Origin of the sequence: Actinomadura sp. NEAU-AAG7, from assembly GCF_018603865.1 — a bacterium.
Taxonomy (GTDB): domain Bacteria; phylum Actinomycetota; class Actinomycetes; order Streptosporangiales; family Streptosporangiaceae; genus Spirillospora; species Spirillospora litoris.
Genome location: NZ_JAHFZY010000007.1, coordinates 531,681 through 548,389 on the forward strand (window position 1 = coordinate 531,681; position 16,709 = coordinate 548,389).

Genomic DNA, 16,709 nt, shown 5'->3' on the forward strand with positions numbered 1-16,709 from the left:
CAGGAGATCACGTGCTTCTTCGGCTCTTCCTCGCGGCCGCGGTCACCCTCGGCGCCGCCCCCGCGGCGCCCGCGTCGGCCTCGCCCGATCCGCACGGGCGGCTCCAGCGGGATCTGGACGGGATGGTCCGCGACGTCGGCGCGCCCGGCGCGTTGCTGTCGGTCACCGGCACCCGGACCTTCACCCTGCGCAGCGGGACCGGCGATCTGCGCACCGGGCGTCCCGTACCGGTGAACGGGCGCGTGCGGATCGGCTCCACGACCAAGGCGTTCGTCGCGACCGTCGTGCTCCAGCTGGTCGGTGAGAGGCGGGTGCGGCTGGACGCGCCGGTCGAGACCTACCTGCCCGGCGCGGTCCGGGGGCGCGGCGGCGACGGGCGGACGATCACCGTCCGGCAGCTCCTCCAGCACACCAGCCACCTCCCCGATCCCGGTCCGCTGCTCCCCCACGGCAGGGAGTGGGCGGACCAGCGGTTCCGGCACCGCGACCGGGACGAGCTGCTCCGGTACGCGCTCGCCCAGGAACCCACCACCGGCTCCTGGTCCTACAACAACACCGGGTACCTGCTGCTCGGCAGGCTGATCGAGGCGGTCACGGGCGCGCGGACGTGGCGCGACGAGGTCGCCGGCCGGATCGCCCGCCCGCTCCGGCTGCGGAACACCTACGCGCCGGGCCCGTACTCCTACCGGATCGGCGGGCCGCACCCGCGCGGCTATGTCAGGGTGCCCGAGTACGTGGACGTGACCGAGCAGGACACGGGCTATCTGGACGCGGCCGGGGCCATGGTGTCCACGCCCGCCGAGGTCAACCGGTTCTTCTCCGCGCTGCTCCGCGGGCGGCTGCTGCGTCCGGCCGAGCTGGCGGAGATGCGGCGCGTGCTCCCGGCCGGCGGCACCGTCGACGCGTACGGGCTCGGGCTGGAGGTCAACCACCTGTCCTGCGGGGACCTGGTCGGGCACGCCGGTCAGATGCACGGCTACTCGACGGTCGCCGGGGTCCTCGTCGACCGGCGGGGCCGTCCCGGGGCCGCCGTGACCATGTCGATGACCACCGAACCCGAGGACATGGACGACTTCCGGCGGGCCATGCACGTCATCGACACCGCCCTGTGCGGCTAGGCCGCCGCGCGCGACCGCGGCAGCGGTGATCACCCTCCACAGCACCTGGGAGGCAGCCGCTCGGCCCCTCGGGCGGAGACCGTCACCTGCGGGCCGCGCTCCGGCGCGACCCGCGGGACGGGCCCGTCGGCCAGGTCAGCTGGGGACGAGGACGCCGCCGCCGAACTCGAAGACCCGGCGCTGACGGGGCGCGACCACGCCGAGGCTGTGGCGCTTGCATGCGTGGTCGGCGTAGACGAGGACCGGGGTGTCGGTCTGGTTGTCGACGACCAGCGGCCGGAAGCCGCCGGTATAGCAGCCTCTGGCCGGGTCCGTGTACTGCTTGCCGCTGACGGTGAGGACGCCGCGGGCCGCCAGCGCGGGCGCGGCGGTGGTCAGGGTGAGCGCCGCGCCGGTGGCCAGGGCGGCCAGAGTGGTGGTAGTGCGTCGCATGATCGCCTCCATTCCTGGGCGGGATGCGCTGGAAGCCCACGATTATCACTGCACGTAGTTACGCGACTACACTCCATGAAGGAGTGGTTCTGTCACGCGCGCGCGGGGTCCGCCATCAGACGTCCGGCATGTCTTGAAGGGACGACCCGGCGCCGCCGCGCCGTCCGAGGGCCGCGAGGGCGAGCCGGGGTCAGGACGGTGGGGCGGAGGCGGGGCCCAGGGCCCGGATCGCGGCGTCGATCGCGGTGGCCAGCCGCGCGGGGTCGTGCCCGGCCCGTTCCCGTACCCGCAGGCCGAGCAGCGTCGTGAACAGCAGTTCCACGGTGGCGTCGATGTCGAGGTCGGCGGGCAGCTCACCGGCGCGGCGGCCCTGGTGCAGCAGCGAGCGCATCGCCTGCCGGGTGACCTCGAAGGCGGCCTCGGTCCGCCGCCGGACCTGGACGTCGGTGGTGCCGAGTTCGGTCGCGGTGTTGACCACGAAGCAGCCCCGGCCGGGCTCGCCGTCGGACGGGCAGGAGACCAGCCACAGCATCCAGTCCCGCAGGACGTCGCGGACGGGCCGTCCATCGGCGTCCAGCCGCCGCTCGGCCTCGGCGGAGTCGGTGGCCCGGTAGTGGTCGAGTGCGCGCAGGAACAGCGTGTGCTTGTCGGTGAACGTCCGGTACAGGCTGCTCGGAGTGAGTTCGAGCTCGGCGCCGAGGTCGCGCACCGATGTGGCGTTGTAGCCGCGGCGCCAGAACAGCTCGGTCGCCCTGGTGACCGCGTCCTGCTCGTCGAACTGTCGGGGGCGTGCCATGCCGCCACCCTACCCGACTTGTGGAGCGATCGTTCCCATATTAGAGTCCCCCCTCATATGGGAGCGATCGCTCCCGAATAGGTGAGGGAGAGTGCTCATGACGACCACGGACCAGGCCGGGACCCGGGCGGCGGACGCCCAGGCTCCGCCGCGCAGCCGCTGGGCGGCGGTCACCGCGGTGGCCCTCGGGACGTTCCTGCTGGTGACCGCCGAGCAGTTGCCGATCGGGCTGCTGACCGCCGTGGGATCGGCGCTGCACGTCTCCGAGGGGACGGCCGGGCTGATGGTGACGGTGCCCAGCCTGGTCGCCGCCGTCGCGGCGCCGCTGGTGCCGATGCTGGTCGGCGGCATGGACCGGCGGCTGCTGCTGCTCGGGCTGATGGCCCTGATGACGCTCGCCAACATCGCCTCGGCGCTGGCGCCGAGCTTCGCCGTCCTGGTCGTCTCGCGGGTGCTCGTCGGCGTGGCGATCGGCGGGTTCTGGGCCGTCGCCAGCGGGCTGGCCGTCCGGCTGGTCGCCCCCGCGCACGTGGCGCGCGCCACCGCGATCATCTTCGGCGGCGTCGGGGCCGCGAACGTGTTCGGCGTCCCCCTCGGCACGCTGCTCGGCGAGTTCTCCGGCTGGCGCGTCGCCTTCGCGACGCTGAGCGTCCTGGCGCTCGCCGCGCTGCTCGGGCTGCTGGCCGTGCTGCCGCCGCTGGCGGCGTCCCAGCCCATCCGCCCGCGGCTGCTGGCCGAGCAGTTCCGCAACCCGGGCGTGCGCGTCGGCATCCTCGCGACGTTCCTCATCATCACCGGGCACTTCTCGGCCTACACGTTCGTGAGCCCGGCGCTCCAGCGGCTGTCGGGGATCGACGAGCGGCTCGTCGGCCCCCTGCTGTTCGCCTTCGGCCTGGCGGGCATGATCGGCAACTTCGCCGCCGGCGCCGCGCTGGCCCGCGACGCGCACCGGACCGTGCTGGTCATCGCGCTGACCCTGGCCGCCGCGATGCCGCTCTACCTGCTGCTGGGCCGCGGCCCGGTCGGCGGGGCCGTGCTGCTGATCGCCTGGGGCCTGGCCTTCGGCGGCGTGTCGGTCGGCCTGCAGACCTGGATGATCAAGAGCGCGCCGCAGGCCGTGGAGGCGGCCTCGGCCCTGTGGGTGGCGGTGTTCAACCTGTCGATCGGGCTCGGCGCCCTGACCGGCGGCGTCATCGTCGACTCGCTCGCCCTCCAGGCGATCCTGTGGCTCGGCGGCGCGTGCGCCCTGGCGGCCGCGCTGGCGGTCTGGAGCGCCCGCGGCCACGAGGGCCTGCGTTGACCGGGGCCGGCACGCCGCGCCCCGGACGCGGGATACGCCGCCTCGCCCGCCGGTCAGGTCAGGTGGGCGAGGAGGCCGTGGAAGGCGAGGAAGACGGCGAAGCCCAGCAGGAGGCTCCCTAGGGCGTAGACGGCGGCGCGGGTGTGGTGGCCGTTCTGGAACAGGTGGACGGTGTCGAGTTCGAATGTGCTGAACGTGCTCAGCGCGCCGCAGAGGCCGGTGCCCATGAGGGCCTCGACGTCGGTGCCGGCGCCCGCCCCGTGCAGGGCGCCCAGGACGGCGGCGGCCAGGACGTTCACCGTGAGCGTGCCCCACGGGAACGACTTGCCCGCCGCCGACTTGACGAGGCCGTCCAGAACGTAGCGGGCCACCGCGCCCACCCCGCCGCCCACCAGGACCAGGAGCGCCTCCATCAGGTCTCCTCCCCCGCGTCGCGGTGCGGCAGCCTCCGCCCGATCGAGAAGCCCGCGACGATCGCGGCCCAGCCGAGGACGACGCTCACCGCCGCGTAGCCGATGCCGAGGGCCGCCCTGCCGTCGTCGCCGAGCGTGTAGACGTCGTCGATGAGATGCGAGAACGTCGTGAAGCCGCCCAGGTAGCCGGTCACGGCGAAGGGGCGTGCCAGCGGGTGCGGGCGGCCGCGCAGCAGGTAGGCGGTCAGGACGCCCATGATGAGGCAGCCGAGGACGTTGACGGTGAAGGTGTTCCAGGGGAAGCCGGTCTTCGAGGTCGGGATCGCCTCGCCGAGCAGGTACCGCGCGAGCGCGCCGAGCGCGCCTCCCATCGCGACCTCGGCGATCGCGCGCGGTTTCAGTCCGGGACGGGGCGGCCGGCCCCGGTGCGGGTGGAGCGCGACGGCCTCGGCCCGCTCGCGGTCGCCGAGGCGGCCGGACATCGGGGCCCTCATCCGGGCCGGTCCGGGGCCGGGACGCCGAGGAGGAGGCGGCGGACGGCGTCCCAGGTCCGGAAGAACGCCTCCTCCAGCTCCGGGGACCGGTCGCCGAGCATCCTGGCCCACGCGCCGTGGTCGCCGGGCAGGACGCTCGCCCCGCCGCGCAGCCCCGTCCCGGCGAGCGCCTCGTGCATCGTGTCGGCGATCTCCAGGCCCGACCGCGCCGCCGTGACGACGTAGAGCGACGCCGCGATCCCGAAGCCGCCCATGCACGCGGGGCCGGTCACGGCGCGCTCGCCCGGGACGAGCCGGACCGGGTCCGCGAACAGGAGCCGTCCGTCCGGGTCCCGGACCTCAAGGTCCGCGCAGTAGGCGGTGTAGGCGTGCCGCTCCCCGCGCGCCAGGCGCCCCGCCATCAGCTTCTCGCCCAGGACGACCGTCGCGTCCGGGGCGAGGGTGACGTCCGTGCGCTGGTAGAAGCGCGAGCCGCCGAACGGGATCGTGGTGGCCGGCAGGTACTCGACGTAGCTGCCGGGCCCCGCGCGCAGGTCGACGGCCTGCGTGGCGTAGTCGTGCTCCATCCGGTACAGGCGCGTGGCGGTCTGCGTCGTGAAGTGCACGGACGTCCCGGGCCCGCAGTCCAGCCCGATCCGGTAGCGGTCGCCTTGCAGGACGCCTCCGCCGGACGACATGAACATCACCGTCGGCATGTCCGGGCGCCCCGGGTCGGGGTAGAGGGGGCGCGTGGTGTGCAGGGGCGACCGCTGGTAGTGGGCGGTCAGCTCCGTCCGGCCGTCGGCGAGGCCGAAGCCCAGCTCCAGGACGCCGGCCTTGCCGGGCGCGCCGACCGGCAGCGTGTCGGGGACGGCGGCGTGGTCGGCCACCGCCGCGGGCGGCGGGCCCGTCAGCGGACCGGTGAGCACATCGCCTCCCGGCGCGCGAGGACGAAGTCGGCGACGTCCGCGACCCCGGTCCCGGTGAGGCAGTCGGTGAGCACGACCGGGCCGTCGCCGCGCACGGCGTGGGCGTCGCGCTCCATGACGGCCAGGTCGGTGCGCACGTACGGGGCGATGTCGATCTTGTTGATGACCAGCAGGTCGGAGTCGGTGGTGCCGGGGCCGCGCTTGCGCGGCATCTTCTCGCCCTCGGCCGTGTCCAGGACGAAGACGTAGACGTCGGCGAGCGCCGGGCTGAAGGTGAGCGTCAGGTTGTCGCCGCCGCTCTCGAACAGCAGCAGGTCGATGTCGGGATGGCGGTCGAGCAGTTCCGCCGCCGCGGCGAGGTTCATCGTCGGGTCGTCGCGGACGGCGGTGTGCGGGCACGCCCCGGTCTCGACGCCGACGACGCGGTCCGCGTCCAGCGTCCCGGCGAGCGTGCGGCGGACGTGCTCCGCGTCCTCCTGCGTGTAGATGTCGTTGGTGATCACGCCGGGGGTGTGCCCCCGGGCGACGAGAAGGGGCACCAGCGCCTCGATGAGCGCGGTCTTGCCCGATCCCACCGGTCCGCCGACACCGATCTTGAACGTGTGCTCCGGCTCCATGCGTGCCCCTCCTCGGGTCAGGTGATGAACAGGCGGGCCGGTGCCCGCTCGTGCCCGGCCGCGACGGCGTCGGCGACCGGCGTCCAGGCGTGCAGGTCCCGCGGGTCCCGGGCGGCGAGTGCGGTGCCCGCCGCCCGCGCGAGCTCCGGCCGGACGTCGCGCAGCAGCGCCTGCGCCGCGCGGAAGTCGATCCGGCCGAGCCGCACCGGCGCGGCGGCGCAGCTCGCGGCGAAGGCGAACAGGTCCCCGGCCACCGCGTCCCGGGCGGGCACCCCCAGCCCCGCGTGCACCGCCCCCACGACGACGGCGTGGTTGCCGGGCGTCACGCGGTCGTCCACGAGCCGGGCCAGCCGCTCGGCCGGAGCGGACCCGAACGCGGGCCCGGCGGTCGCCAGGACCTGCCGGCCGGTGCGCGCCGACGCGGTCCGCTGCTCCCGGTTGAGCTTGATGGCGTGCAGCCTGCGGTCGGTCTCCACCAGCCGGTCGTAGTCCCCGGCGGTGACGGCCCGGTGCGCGAGGACCAGCGCCGCCGCGTCGGCGGTGCCCATGGCCCGCACCAGGTCGACGACCAGGTCGCGCAGATCCTCCGGCCCCACCAGGCCGAGCTGGGTGAACCCCTCCAGCCCGTGCGACAGCGTGTAGAGGCCGCTGGGGAAGCCGGAGTCGGTGAGCTGGAACTGCGCCAGCAGCGCCTCCAGGCCCGCGGACCCCGGCGGCCCGCCGGTCATGCGATGAAGAACAGCCGGGACAGCGGCAGCGAGCGCGCCGGCGCGATGGAGACGGGCTCGCCGTCCACCGTGACCCGGTAGGTCTCCGGGTCCACCCCGATCTCGGCGAGGGTCGAGTTGTGGAGCATGTGCCGCTTGTCCACGCTCCGGCACTGCCGGACGGGGCGGACCAGCCGCCGCAGCCCGAGCCGCTCGGGAACGCCGGCGGAGATCGAGGCGTCCGACATGAACGTCACGCAGGTCTTGCGCAGCGCCTCGCCGAAGCCGCCGAAGGACGGCCGCAGGTACACCGGCTGCGGGGTGGGCAGCGAGGCGTTCGGGTCGCCCATCTGCGCCCAGCTGATCAGCCCGCCCTTGACGACCATGAACGGCTTCGCGGCGAAGGAGTGGATCTGCCACAGCACGATGTCGGCGAGCTTGCCGTCCTCCAGCGAGCCGATCACGTCGGCCATCCCGCTGGTGCGGGCCGGGTTGATGGTCAGCTTCGCGAGGTAGCGCAGGACGCGGTGGTTGTCGCTGCGGGAGGAGTCCTCGGGCAGCGGCCCGCGCTGGTCCTTGCAGTGGTGGGCGACCTGGAACGCGCGGGTGAACGACTCGCCGATCCGCCCCATCGCCTGGGAGTCCGAGCCGATCATGCTGATGACGCCGAGGTCGTGCAGGACCGTCTCGGCCGAGATGGTCTCCGCCCGGACGCGGCTCTCGGCGAACGACAGGTCCTCGGGGACGTCGTAGCTGAGGTGGTGGCAGACCATGGTCATGTCGAGCAGCTCGTCGGTCGAGTTCACCGTGTAGGGCAGCGTCGGGTTCGTCGAGGCGGGCAGCGCGTTCGGCTCCGAGGTGATCCGCAGGATGTCGGGCGCGTGCCCGCCGCCCGCGCCCTCGGAGTGGTAGGTGTGGATCGCGCGGCCGTCGATCGCGTCGATCGTGTCCTCCACGAACCCGGCCTCGTTGAGCGTGTCGGTGTGGAGGGCGATCTGGACGTCGTGGTCGTCGGCGACGCGCAGCGCGCAGTCGATCGCGGACGGGGTCGAGCCCCAGTCCTCGTGCACCTTCAGCCCGGCGGCGCCCGCGCGGACCTGCTCGTCCAGCGAGCCCGGCAGGCTGTTGTTGCCCTTCCCGTAGACCGCGACGTTGATCGGGATCTCCTCGTAGGCCTGGAGGATCCGGGCGATGTTCCACGGGCCCGGCGTGCAGGTGGTGCCGCGCGTGCCGTCGGCGGGGCCGGTCCCGCCGCCGACGAGGGTCGTGACCCCGTTGCTGAGCGCGTCCTGCGCCTGCCGCGGCGAGATGAAGTGGACGTGGGTGTCGATCGCCCCGGCGGTCGCGACGAGGTTCTCCCCGGAGATCACCTCGGTGCCGACGCCGATGATCAGCCGCCGGTCCACCCCGTTCTGGGTGTGCGGGTTGCCGGACTTGCCGATCCCCGCGATCCGGCCGTCCTTGATCCCGATGTCGCCCTTGACGACGCCGAGCACCGGGTCGATGACGACCACGTTGGTGATCACCGTGTCCAGCGCGATCGTGGTGTTGCGCGAGGCCGGGTCGGACGACATGCCGTCCCTGGCCGTCTTCCCGCCCCCGTACTGGGACTCGTCGCCGTAGTGGCCCTCGGTGTGGTCCTTCTCCACCTCGACCACCAGGTTGGTGTCCCCCAGGTGGAAGCGGTCGCCCACGGTCGGGCCGTACATGCTCGCGTACCGCTCGCGAGAGATCGTCGTCATGGCGTCAGCCCTTCCTGGAGCGGGACGCGGCGGCCCGCGAGCCCGCCCTCCGCGGCGCGCTCTTGGCGGCGGTCCTCGTCGTCTTCCGCGCGGTCGTCTTCCGCGCCGTGCTCTTCCGCGCTGCGCTCTTCCGCTCGGTCGGCTTCCGCTCGCTGCTCTTCGCGACGTGCCTCCCTGTCCCCGCGCGGCTCTTCTCCGGCTCGGGCTCGTCCAGATATCCCCGTTCCCGCATTCTGGTAAGGGCTCGTTTCTTCGCGGCGGACGAGCGGATGCTGCCGTCCAGCAGGCCGCCGAAACCGACGATGCGCATGCCGCCGCCGTATTCGACCAGCCGCACCTCCTTGGTGTCGCCCGCCTCGAACCGGACGGCGGTGCCCGCCGGGATGTCCAGCCGCATCCCGAACGCCTTCTCCCGGTCGAAGCCCAGCGCCCGGTTGACCTCGAAGAAATGGAAGTGCGAGCCGATCTGCACGGCCCGGTCACCGGTGTTGTGCACGGTGAGCGCCTGTCTGCGCTGCCCGGCGTTCAGCTCGATCGGACCCCGTCCGAACATGTATCCGTCATGTGCCATGCGCGACCGCCCCCCTAAGGCTCGCCCCCGCGAACTCACGGGGTCCTGTGGTCTCGTGCTCGTACTCGTGGTGATGGTGGTGTTCCGGTGCGAGGTCCAGCCCGTCGTCGGCGGCCCGGAGCCACCGCTCCTCCGCCTCGCCCGCGCGCCGCCGGACGAGCGCCTCGACGGCGGCCGGGGCGAGCAGCGGCCCCGCCACCCGGACGCCCCCGCACGGCGCGGGCGGGGGCGGCGCGAGCGAGGCGGGGACGAGCACGATCTCGCGGGCGCCCAGCCGGTGGCACCGGTCCACTCCGTCGGCGACGCCCCTGTCGAAGGCGACCTCCACCCGTCCCGGCGGGAGGTGCCGCGCGACCAGGCTCGCCGCCTTGCACAGTTCCGCGTCGGCGTCGGGGCCGCCCTCCGGCGCGACGAGGAGCACCGCCCGTCCGGCGCCGCCGCCGAGCAGCGCCCGCGCGACGGCCGCCCGGAGCCAGCCGACCAGGTGCGTGAGCGTGCCGAGCGGGCGGGCGAGCAGCAGGTCTCCGGGGCCGCCGCCGCGCGCGGCCCACGCGATCGTCTGCGCGGCGGCGGGCGCCAGCCCCGGGTCGCGGCCGAGGGTCATCGGCACCGCGACGGCGTGCGGGTAGTCGGCGAGGGCGAGGGCGAGCGCCCGCCCCGGGCCGGGGGTGCCCGGGGACTCGTGCCCGCCCACCCGCAGGACCACGCGGCCGAGCGGTGCGGTCATTTGCCGCCGCCGACGGGATCGTGGCAGGACACCAGCTTGGTCCCGTCGTCGAAGGTGGCCTCGACCTGGATCAGCTTCAGCATCCCGCGCACGCCGGGCAGCACGTCGTCCGGTCCGACGACCTTCTTGCCCAGCTCCATGCAGTCCGCGACGGACTTGCCGTCGCGGGCGGCCTCCACGATGGCGTCGCTGATCAGCGCCACGGTCTCGCCGTAGTTGAGCTTCAGCCCGCGCTGGCGGCGCCGTTCGGCGAGCCGCGAGACGGTGAAGACGAGCAGCTTGTCGATCTCTCGCGGTGACAGGTTCATCGGGATCCTCTCTGCGGCCGGCCCTCAACCGGCGCGCGCAAGCCTGGACAGGTGCGGGACGGCCGCCGTGAACACCCACATGACCAGCACGAACGGCCAGGTCAGGGTGTGGCCGCCGACCACGGTGAACAGATTGGTGAGCCCGGCGGTCAGCGCGGCCGACGTCGCCGCCCCGATCACCGCGTAGAGCGCGCCGACCGGGCTCAGCGCGATGTAGGTGCCGGTCAGCGCGATCCCGGTCAGCACGGCGTTGTAGCCGTACAGGCCGGCGCCGATGTCGGCCGCCTGCGCGCCCAGCCACCAGCCGGTGAGCAGCCCGACCAGGCTCCCCGCCAGCGCCGTCGCGGCGACGAGGCGGCTCGCCACCGCCAACCCGGCCAGGAAGATCAGCCCGACGTACCACTCGTCCTGGAAGAACACCTGGCCGATCCCGCTGAACAGGCCGTGCCAGAAGTCGTGCCAGGTCATCGCCGTGCCCGGGTCGGACGCCGAGGGCGGCGCGCTGTTCGGGTGGTGCGCCCAGACACGGTCGAAGGAGGGCGCGCCCAGCACCATCACCAGCGTGACGACGCAGAACGGCGCGGTGGAGGCGGGCAGCCGGTAGGGCGCGAGGACGGTGACCATCGCGGCGGTGAGCACGCTCACGGCGACCGCCGAGCCGATGACCAGCGCCACCGTCATCCAGTGCACGCCCAGGTAGAGCACCAGGGCCACGCCGACGAGCGTCCCGCAGAACCCTTCGAGCCCGGCCGCCACGCGGTCCCGCGCGGCGCCGAGCAGGTACGCGGTCGCGGTCGCGGTGATGGTGCCGACAAGCCCGAAGACGCCGAACCGCCAGCCGCCGACGAAAAGCGCGGCCAGGAAAATGAGGCCGGTCCAGTGATTGGGCTGGAAATCGACCTGGGCGATGCCTCGGAGAATCGCCGTGACGGCGTCCTGCGGGCGGTCATGGGCCGCGGGACTCCGCGGGTCGGGTGCGTCAGCCACCGATGACGACACGGCCCACCCTCCTCGGTCGAAAGCCCATTCCGGCGCGAACGGTCAACATGAACGGCGGTCCGGCTGTGATCTCGGATTCCCTGGAATCCGCGTCACTAAGGCGATGCCCGGTCAACAGTTCACCGGGCACCGGGAAAACGTCGTTTGCCTGACCGTGTGTGCCGGCGCGGGCAAGGCGTCAGGCCCTGATCCGGTACGGCAGGACGCACACCAGCGCGTCGGGGGCGTGCTCGCGCAGCGCCTCCGCCAGGAGCAGGCCCCACTGGTCGTAGAGGAAGCGGTAGCGCGGGCGGCTCGACTCGACCATGGGGATCAGCACGATGACCGACCGGCCGCCCCCGGCCAGGGAGCGCCTGGTGTACTCGACGATCGGGCCGATCCGCGCGTCCCGGGGGCTGTCGAGGACCTCCAGCCGCACGCCCGGGTCCCAGCGGTCCCACTGCTCCCTGAGGTCGCGGGCGCGGCCGTCGTCCCCCGCGACGGTCACGGCGACGACCTCCCCGTCCAGGCTCAGCGCGATGCCCAGCGCCCGGCCGACCATGGCCCCGACGTCCTCCATCGGCACGATCAGCAGGCGCGGTGCGCGGTCGGGCCGGGGACGCTCGGCGGGGACGGTGCCGAGCCGCAGTTCCCGCGCGACCCGGTCGTAGTAGCGCCGGACGCGTGTGAACAGCAGGATCAGCAGCGGGACCACGACGACGACCACCCAGGCGCCCTCGTCGAACTTGGTGATCAGGAGCACCAGCGTCGCGAGCGCGGTGAGCGCCGCCCCGGTGCCGTTGAGCAGCGCGGTACCGACCCAGCCCGGCGGCCGCTCCCGCGCCCAGTGCAGGACGAGCCCGGCCTGGCTGATCGTGAACCCGGTGAAGACGCCGACGGCGAACAGCGGGAGCAGGCGGTGCGTGCGCGCGTCCACCGCGACCAGCAGCAGCGCGGCGGCGGCCGCGACCGCGAGCACGCCGTACCGGTGGACGGGGCGCTCCCCGCGCAGCGCGAACAGGTGCGGCAGCCGGTGGTCCTTGGCGAGCAGGCTGAGCAGCACGGGCAGCCCGCCGAAGCTGGTGTTCGCGGCGAGCGCCAGCGCGAAGGCGACCACGATGCTCGCGGCCCTGAACGGCCATCCCGTGCCGTAGGCGCCCGCCGTCAGCTGGGCGAGGATCGTCACGCCCTCCTTCGGCACGACGGCGTCGCGCCGGATGAGCAGCGCCAGCCCGATCAGCATGACGGCGAGCAGCGCGCCCAGCATCAACTCGGTCCGCTGGGCCCGCGCGACGCGGGGCCTGCGGAACATCGGCACGCCGTTGGCGATGGCCTCCACCCCGGTCAGCGCGGCGCACCCGGCGGAGAACGCCTTGAGGATGAGCATCACGCCGAGGGCCTCGTGGGCGTGCGGGGCCACCACCGTCCCGACGGCGGCGGCGGGATGCGACCGCGCCAGCCCGGCGACGACGATGCCGAGGACCGTCGCCACGAACAGCAGCGTCGGCAGCATGAGCACGCGGGCGCTGTCGGCGATCCCGTACAGGTTCACGGCGGTCAGCACGGCCAGCACGACCAGCGACGTCTCCAGCAGGTACGGCAGCAGCGAGGGGAAGGCGGAGGCGAGGGTCGCGGCGCCCGCCGCGAGGCTGACCGCCACGGTGAGGACGTAGTCGACGACGAGCGCGGCGGCGGCCAGCGTGCTCGCGCGGGGCCCGATGTCGTCGCGCGCGACCGCGTAGGACCCGCCGCCGTCCGGGTGCACGGCGATGACCTGCCGGTAGGACACCACCAGCACGGCGAGCAGCCCGGCGATCGCGAGCGTGACCGGCAGCGTGAGCCGCACCCGGGACACCCCGGCGGTGACCAGGACCAGCGCGATCGCCTCGGGACCGTAGGCGACCGAGCTCAGCGCGTCCAGCGAGAGCGCGACCAGCCCCTGGAGGCTGGTCAGGCGGCTCCTGTCGCCCTCGCCGTGCCGCAGCGGAAGGCGCGGCCCGCGCCGCGCCCCCAGCAGGCCGCGCGAGGGGACGACGCCGCGGCGCGGCGCCGCCGTGCCGTCCTCGCTCGGTTCGCGCACCGGGGTCCGCCCGGTCAGCCGTCGGCGAAGGCCGCGTCGGTGCCCCTGGCCTGTTCCTCGTCGGTCATGCGCATCCTGGTGAGGCGGTCGACGGCGGTGCCGACGAGGTAGGTGGCGGCGAACGCGTAGGCGCCGACGGCGAGCACCGCGACGACCTGCTTGCCGAGCACCGAGACCGACCCGCCGTAGAACAGCCCGGCCGAGCCCGCGTCCCAGCCGGTGGCCAGGAAGCCGAGGGACACGACCCCGACGATCCCGCCCGCGCCGTGGATGCCCGTCACGTCCAGGGTGTCGTCGTAGCCCGCGACCAGCTTCAACTCGACCGCGTAGGTGCACACCGCCGCCGCGACGGCACCGATCGCGAAGGCGCCCTCGACGCCGACGTACGCGCAGGACGGGGTGATGGCCACAAGTCCGGCGAGCGCGCCGCTGGCCGAGCCCAGCCGCGTCAGGTGCCGGACGCGCAGCCACTCGATGAGCCGCCAGGTCAGCATCCCCGCGCAGCCCGCGATCATCGTGCTGACGAACGCGCGCGTGGCGAGCGCGCCGTCGCTCAGCGCCGAGCCCGCGTTGAACCCGAACCAGCCGAACCACAGCAGCCCGAGCCCCAGCAGGACGAACGGGACGTTGCCCGGACGCGGCCCCTCACCGCGCCGGAACGCGACGCCGCGCCCGAGCACCAGCGCGAGCGCGAGCCCGGAGACGCCCGAGTTCAACTCGACGACCAGGCCGCCGGCGAAGTCCATGACGCCCCACTTGTTGATCCACCCGGACGAGGCGAACACCCAGTGCGCGACCGGCAGGTAGACCAGCGTCACCCAGGCCACCACGAACAGCAGCCACGGCCCGAACCTCGCCCGGCCCGCGACCGACCCGCTGATCAGCGCGACCGTGATGATGGCGAAGGTGAGCTGGAAGCAGACGTAGATCTGCTCGGGGATCCTGCCCTGCAGCGCGTTCACCGAGACGTTCCCGAGCCGCCAGTCGCCCCAGCCGATCAGCCCGGCGCCGCCGGCGTCGTCGCCGAACGCGATCCCGTATCCGTAGAGGAACCAGAGGATCGTCACCAGGCCGATGCAGATGAAGCTCATGTAGAGCATCGTCAGCATGTTCTTCGAGCGGACCATTCCGCCGTAGAAGAACGCGAGGCCCGGCGTCATGAGCAGGACCATCGCGGTCGCCGTCATCAGCCATGCCGAGTCGCCGGTGTTCAGCCCCGCGGACATCGCAGCCCCGAATACATTTCAGACCTTCCGGCCGTCTCCCCCGCACCCCGCCGGTTTCCGTGCCGGTTTCCGCGGAGGCATTTCCCGGGCTATGTTCACTCCCCGGCGGGGCAGCAAACCCGGGGTGACGCATTCTTGGCCGACGCTTGGACGCGAGGCCGGGTCAATACCACGCGCCCTTCACAGGACCAGATCGTCCGGCCGCACGATCTCGCGGGGCACCTCTGTGGCCTCCGTCCGTTCGAGCGGGTCGGCCTTGACGAACGGGTCGAGGCCGAGCCCGGTGAGCTCGGCGATGCGGCGGACGGGGAGCTGGAACGTCCGGTAGGCGCCGTAGGAGAACGCCTCCTCGGTGGGCAGGTCGGCGATGAGGGCGGCCTGGCTGAGCAGGTAGCCGGTCACCGACAGCGCGCCCGACTCCCCGACCATCGCGACGATCTTCCAGAACTGGCGCGGGAGCCGGACGCCCCGGTAGGCGTCGTCGTCGGCGGCGAGGACCGGCCCGGCGAACACGCTGACGGCGAGGTCGAGGTTGTCGGCGTTGTCGAGCACGTAGTCCTCCAGCCCGAGCCACAGCGTCCCGCCGGCGTTGAAGGCGTGGTGCTGCGGGGTGGAGTTCGTGAAGTGGAAGGTGTCGTCGACGGCCGCCTTGACCTCCGCCTCACCGGCGCCCCAGGCGGGGTCGAGCCGGCGCACGAGGTGCCCCCGGTCGAGGTCGTTGTCGGCGTAGACCCGCTCGCCGGTCTGCTCGTCCACCGGCAGCCGCGGGTCGAGGATCCACCGGTCGTCCCGCCGCTTCGGCCGCTGCGCCTGCTTGCCGTCGATGTTGCAGGCGGTGAACAGCGCGAGCCTGCGGCGCCGGTGCATGACGACGCTGAAGTGGTGGTAGCGCAGCTCGGCGGACGCGTCGGCCGCCAGTTCGGGCGGCAGGGCCGGCAGCGGGAGCGGCCGCGCGAGGAACGCGGGGTCATACCCGCCGCGGCTCGCGTAGTCGGGGTCGATCGCGGTGGCCTCCCGCGACTCCGGGGGACCCCCGCCCGGTGGCCCGCCGTCCGGGGCGTGCCCGTCCGCGAGCCGGACCGTGACCTCCAGCGGCACCGAGACCGTGACCGCCCGGTCCAGCACCGACGCCGGGACCGCCGCGAACGACACCTCCGGCGCCGCCCTAACGGGAGCCGGGGCCTGAGCCGGGGCCGCGGACGCCGAGGCCGCGGAGGCTGCCGAGGCCGCGAGCAGCAGCGGCGCGGGCGCGGCGGCGGCGGGTGCGAGGAGCGCCGGGGGCGCGTCCGGCACGGCGGCGAAGAGCTGGTCGACGAGCGCGCGCTGCTCCTCGGGAAGTTCCGCCTCGCGCAGCGCGTGGCAGACGCGGCTGACGCGGACGCCCTCGTTGACGAACCCGCCGAGCTCGTCCTGCTCGGGCGCGGGCACGCCCGCGTGGTGCAGTGCGACGACCTCCCACTGGTCGTTGAACACCGGCGAGCCGGAGGATCCCGGCTCGGTGTCGGTGGCGTAGTGCAGGAACCGGTCGGCGATGTCGACGATCCGGTTCTCGCGCAGCGCCACCTGCTTCCGGCCGCCGCGCGGGTGCTGGACGATCGTGACGAACTCCCCGATGATCGCCTTGCCCTCGGCCTCGATCAGCGGGTTGTGCCCGAACACCGCCAGCTCGGCGGGCGAGGCGCGGACGGCGACGAGCGCGAAGTCGAGTTCGGGGTCGGCGAGGAAGAACCGGTCCGGGTCCAGCCGGTGGACCACCGACGGCAGCGGCCGCCCGTCGATCCCGTCCTGGTAGTCGAACTCGGCGACGCTGGTGCGGGCCGTCCCGGCGTCCGGGAGGACGTGGTGGTTGGTCAGCAGCAGCGCCGGCGACACCAGCGAGCCGGTGCCGTAGCCGGCGGGCGTACCGCGTTCGTCCCGGATGTCGACCCGCGCGACGGCGCGGGCGGCGGCCACCCCGGCGTCCAGGTACCGGACGCCCAGGTAGTCGACCGTGTTGATGATCTTTTCCAGGTGCGCGGCGGGGTCGGGCGCGTCGCCCTCGCGGTAGAACCGGCCGAGCCGTCCCACCCGCTTCGCGATCCGCTCGGGGCTGTCGGCGGAGGCGATCCCGCCCGGCGACGCCAGCGCCGCCTCGTGCCCGCGCCGCGCGGGCGCCCGCTCGCTCACCCGCCGGGCCGCCGCGTCCCGCTGCTGCTCCCGCCCGCTCTCGTAGAACTTCATCATTCGTCCCGGTCACGCTGTCAGGCCACCGGATCCCCTTTGAAAAAGGCCGTACCCCACCCGGAGAACCGT

The 16,709-nt window shown here is 73.7% G+C and carries 16 protein-coding genes and 1 pseudogene; 2 read left to right on the forward strand and 15 right to left on the reverse strand.

The window, feature by feature from the left end; translation table 11 throughout:
* The first annotated feature begins 11 nt into the window (after positions 1-11).
* The gene (locus tag KLI87_RS31850; protein ID WP_214620000.1) at positions 12-1,118 is read left to right on the forward strand and encodes a serine hydrolase; all 1,107 of its coding nucleotides are present in this window, start codon (positions 12-14) and stop codon (positions 1,116-1,118) included.
* A 135-nt stretch (positions 1,119-1,253) separates the two neighbouring features.
* Here KLI87_RS31850 and KLI87_RS31855 read toward each other — a convergent pair whose 3' ends face one another.
* Both KLI87_RS31855 and KLI87_RS31860 read right to left on the reverse strand, forming a co-directional pair.
* On the reverse strand, positions 1,254-1,550 hold the full coding sequence (locus tag KLI87_RS31855) for a hypothetical protein (protein WP_156222687.1): 297 nt from the start codon (positions 1,548-1,550) through the stop codon (positions 1,254-1,256).
* A gap of 190 nt (positions 1,551-1,740) precedes the next feature.
* Positions 1,741-2,346 (reverse strand): TetR/AcrR family transcriptional regulator, encoded by a 606-nt coding sequence (locus tag KLI87_RS31860; RefSeq protein ID WP_156222685.1) that lies wholly within the window; start codon positions 2,344-2,346, stop codon positions 1,741-1,743.
* A 97-nt stretch (positions 2,347-2,443) separates the two neighbouring features.
* On the opposite strand from KLI87_RS31860, the gene KLI87_RS31865 reads away from it, so the two are divergent.
* The gene (locus KLI87_RS31865) at positions 2,444-3,646 is read left to right on the forward strand and encodes an MFS transporter (protein ID WP_214620001.1); all 1,203 of its coding nucleotides are present in this window, start codon (positions 2,444-2,446) and stop codon (positions 3,644-3,646) included.
* A gap of 53 nt (positions 3,647-3,699) precedes the next feature.
* On the opposite strand, the gene crcB is transcribed toward KLI87_RS31865, so the two are convergent.
* From crcB to KLI87_RS31930, 13 genes and pseudogenes are all read right to left on the reverse strand, one after another.
* Positions 3,700-4,059 carry a fluoride efflux transporter CrcB gene (gene crcB, locus KLI87_RS31870; protein ID WP_156222681.1) on the reverse strand — a complete coding sequence of 120 codons (360 nt, stop codon included), beginning with the start codon at positions 4,057-4,059 and terminating at the stop codon, positions 3,700-3,702.
* Entirely contained in the window at positions 4,059-4,541 is a 483-nt protein-coding gene (locus KLI87_RS31875; protein ID WP_214620002.1) for a CrcB family protein, read from the reverse strand. Before KLI87_RS31875 ends, crcB begins: the two co-directional genes overlap by 1 nt.
* Positions 4,542-4,549: 8 nt before the next feature.
* A complete protein-coding gene (locus KLI87_RS31880; protein ID WP_214620003.1) occupies positions 4,550-5,461 on the reverse strand; it encodes an urease accessory protein UreD in 912 nt (303 codons plus the stop codon).
* Positions 5,443-6,078: an urease accessory protein UreG gene (gene ureG / locus KLI87_RS31885; protein WP_156222677.1), complete on the reverse strand. Its 636-nt coding sequence runs from the start codon at positions 6,076-6,078 to the stop codon at positions 5,443-5,445. The genes KLI87_RS31880 and ureG overlap by 19 nt, the downstream gene beginning before the upstream one ends.
* A gap of 17 nt (positions 6,079-6,095) precedes the next feature.
* Positions 6,096-6,806: an urease accessory protein UreF gene (locus KLI87_RS31890; protein ID WP_214620004.1), complete on the reverse strand. Its 711-nt coding sequence runs from the start codon at positions 6,804-6,806 to the stop codon at positions 6,096-6,098.
* Positions 6,803-8,527: an urease subunit alpha gene (ureC, locus tag KLI87_RS31895; protein WP_156222673.1), complete on the reverse strand. Its 1,725-nt coding sequence runs from the start codon at positions 8,525-8,527 to the stop codon at positions 6,803-6,805. Before ureC ends, KLI87_RS31890 begins: the two co-directional genes overlap by 4 nt.
* Positions 8,528-8,795: 268 nt before the next feature.
* Positions 8,796-9,098 (reverse strand): annotated as a pseudogene (ureB, locus tag KLI87_RS41685) (urease subunit beta); the annotation flags it as partial.
* Positions 9,088-9,825, reverse strand: coding sequence for a hypothetical protein (locus tag KLI87_RS31905; protein ID WP_214620006.1), 738 nt, complete (start codon positions 9,823-9,825; stop codon positions 9,088-9,090). The pseudogene ureB and the gene KLI87_RS31905, both read right to left, overlap by 11 nt.
* On the reverse strand, positions 9,822-10,133 hold the full coding sequence (locus tag KLI87_RS31910) for an urease subunit gamma (protein WP_156222667.1): 312 nt from the start codon (positions 10,131-10,133) through the stop codon (positions 9,822-9,824). The genes KLI87_RS31905 and KLI87_RS31910 overlap by 4 nt, the downstream gene beginning before the upstream one ends.
* Positions 10,134-10,157: 24 nt before the next feature.
* On the reverse strand, positions 10,158-11,120 hold the full coding sequence (locus KLI87_RS31915; RefSeq protein ID WP_308166344.1) for an urea transporter: 963 nt from the start codon (positions 11,118-11,120) through the stop codon (positions 10,158-10,160).
* Positions 11,121-11,310: 190 nt separating this feature from the next.
* A complete protein-coding gene (locus KLI87_RS31920; protein ID WP_308166345.1) occupies positions 11,311-13,191 on the reverse strand; it encodes an APC family permease in 1,881 nt (626 codons plus the stop codon).
* Positions 13,192-13,205: 14 nt separating this feature from the next.
* Positions 13,206-14,417, reverse strand: coding sequence for an ammonium transporter (locus KLI87_RS31925; RefSeq protein ID WP_214620007.1), 1,212 nt, complete (start codon positions 14,415-14,417; stop codon positions 13,206-13,208).
* A 180-nt stretch (positions 14,418-14,597) separates the two neighbouring features.
* Positions 14,598-16,640: a DNA/RNA non-specific endonuclease gene (locus tag KLI87_RS31930; protein ID WP_214620008.1), complete on the reverse strand. Its 2,043-nt coding sequence runs from the start codon at positions 16,638-16,640 to the stop codon at positions 14,598-14,600.
* Positions 16,641-16,709 lie beyond the last annotated feature (69 nt).

Excerpts from the sequence above, each read along its gene's own strand:
- KLI87_RS31855 (WP_156222687.1), bottom strand. The coding sequence starts at position 1,550 with ATGCGACGCACTACCACCACTCTGGCCGCCCTGGCCACCGGCGCGGCG.
- KLI87_RS31860 (WP_156222685.1), bottom strand. The coding sequence starts at position 2,346 with ATGGCACGCCCCCGACAGTTCGACGAGCAGGACGCGGTCACCAGGGCG.
- KLI87_RS31865 (WP_214620001.1), top strand. The coding sequence starts at position 2,444 with ATGACGACCACGGACCAGGCCGGGACCCGGGCGGCGGACGCCCAGGCT.
- crcB (WP_156222681.1), bottom strand. The coding sequence starts at position 4,059 with ATGGAGGCGCTCCTGGTCCTGGTGGGCGGCGGGGTGGGCGCGGTGGCC.
- KLI87_RS31875 (WP_214620002.1), bottom strand. The coding sequence starts at position 4,541 with ATGTCCGGCCGCCTCGGCGACCGCGAGCGGGCCGAGGCCGTCGCGCTC.
- ureG (WP_156222677.1), bottom strand. The coding sequence starts at position 6,078 with ATGGAGCCGGAGCACACGTTCAAGATCGGTGTCGGCGGACCGGTGGGA.
- KLI87_RS31890 (WP_214620004.1), bottom strand. The coding sequence starts at position 6,806 with ATGACCGGCGGGCCGCCGGGGTCCGCGGGCCTGGAGGCGCTGCTGGCG.
- ureC (WP_156222673.1), bottom strand. The coding sequence starts at position 8,527 with ATGACGACGATCTCTCGCGAGCGGTACGCGAGCATGTACGGCCCGACC.
- KLI87_RS31905 (WP_214620006.1), bottom strand. The coding sequence starts at position 9,825 with ATGACCGCACCGCTCGGCCGCGTGGTCCTGCGGGTGGGCGGGCACGAG.
- KLI87_RS31910 (WP_156222667.1), bottom strand. The coding sequence starts at position 10,133 with ATGAACCTGTCACCGCGAGAGATCGACAAGCTGCTCGTCTTCACCGTC.
- KLI87_RS31925 (WP_214620007.1), bottom strand. The coding sequence starts at position 14,417 with ATGTCCGCGGGGCTGAACACCGGCGACTCGGCATGGCTGATGACGGCG.
- KLI87_RS31930 (WP_214620008.1), bottom strand. The coding sequence starts at position 16,640 with ATGATGAAGTTCTACGAGAGCGGGCGGGAGCAGCAGCGGGACGCGGCG.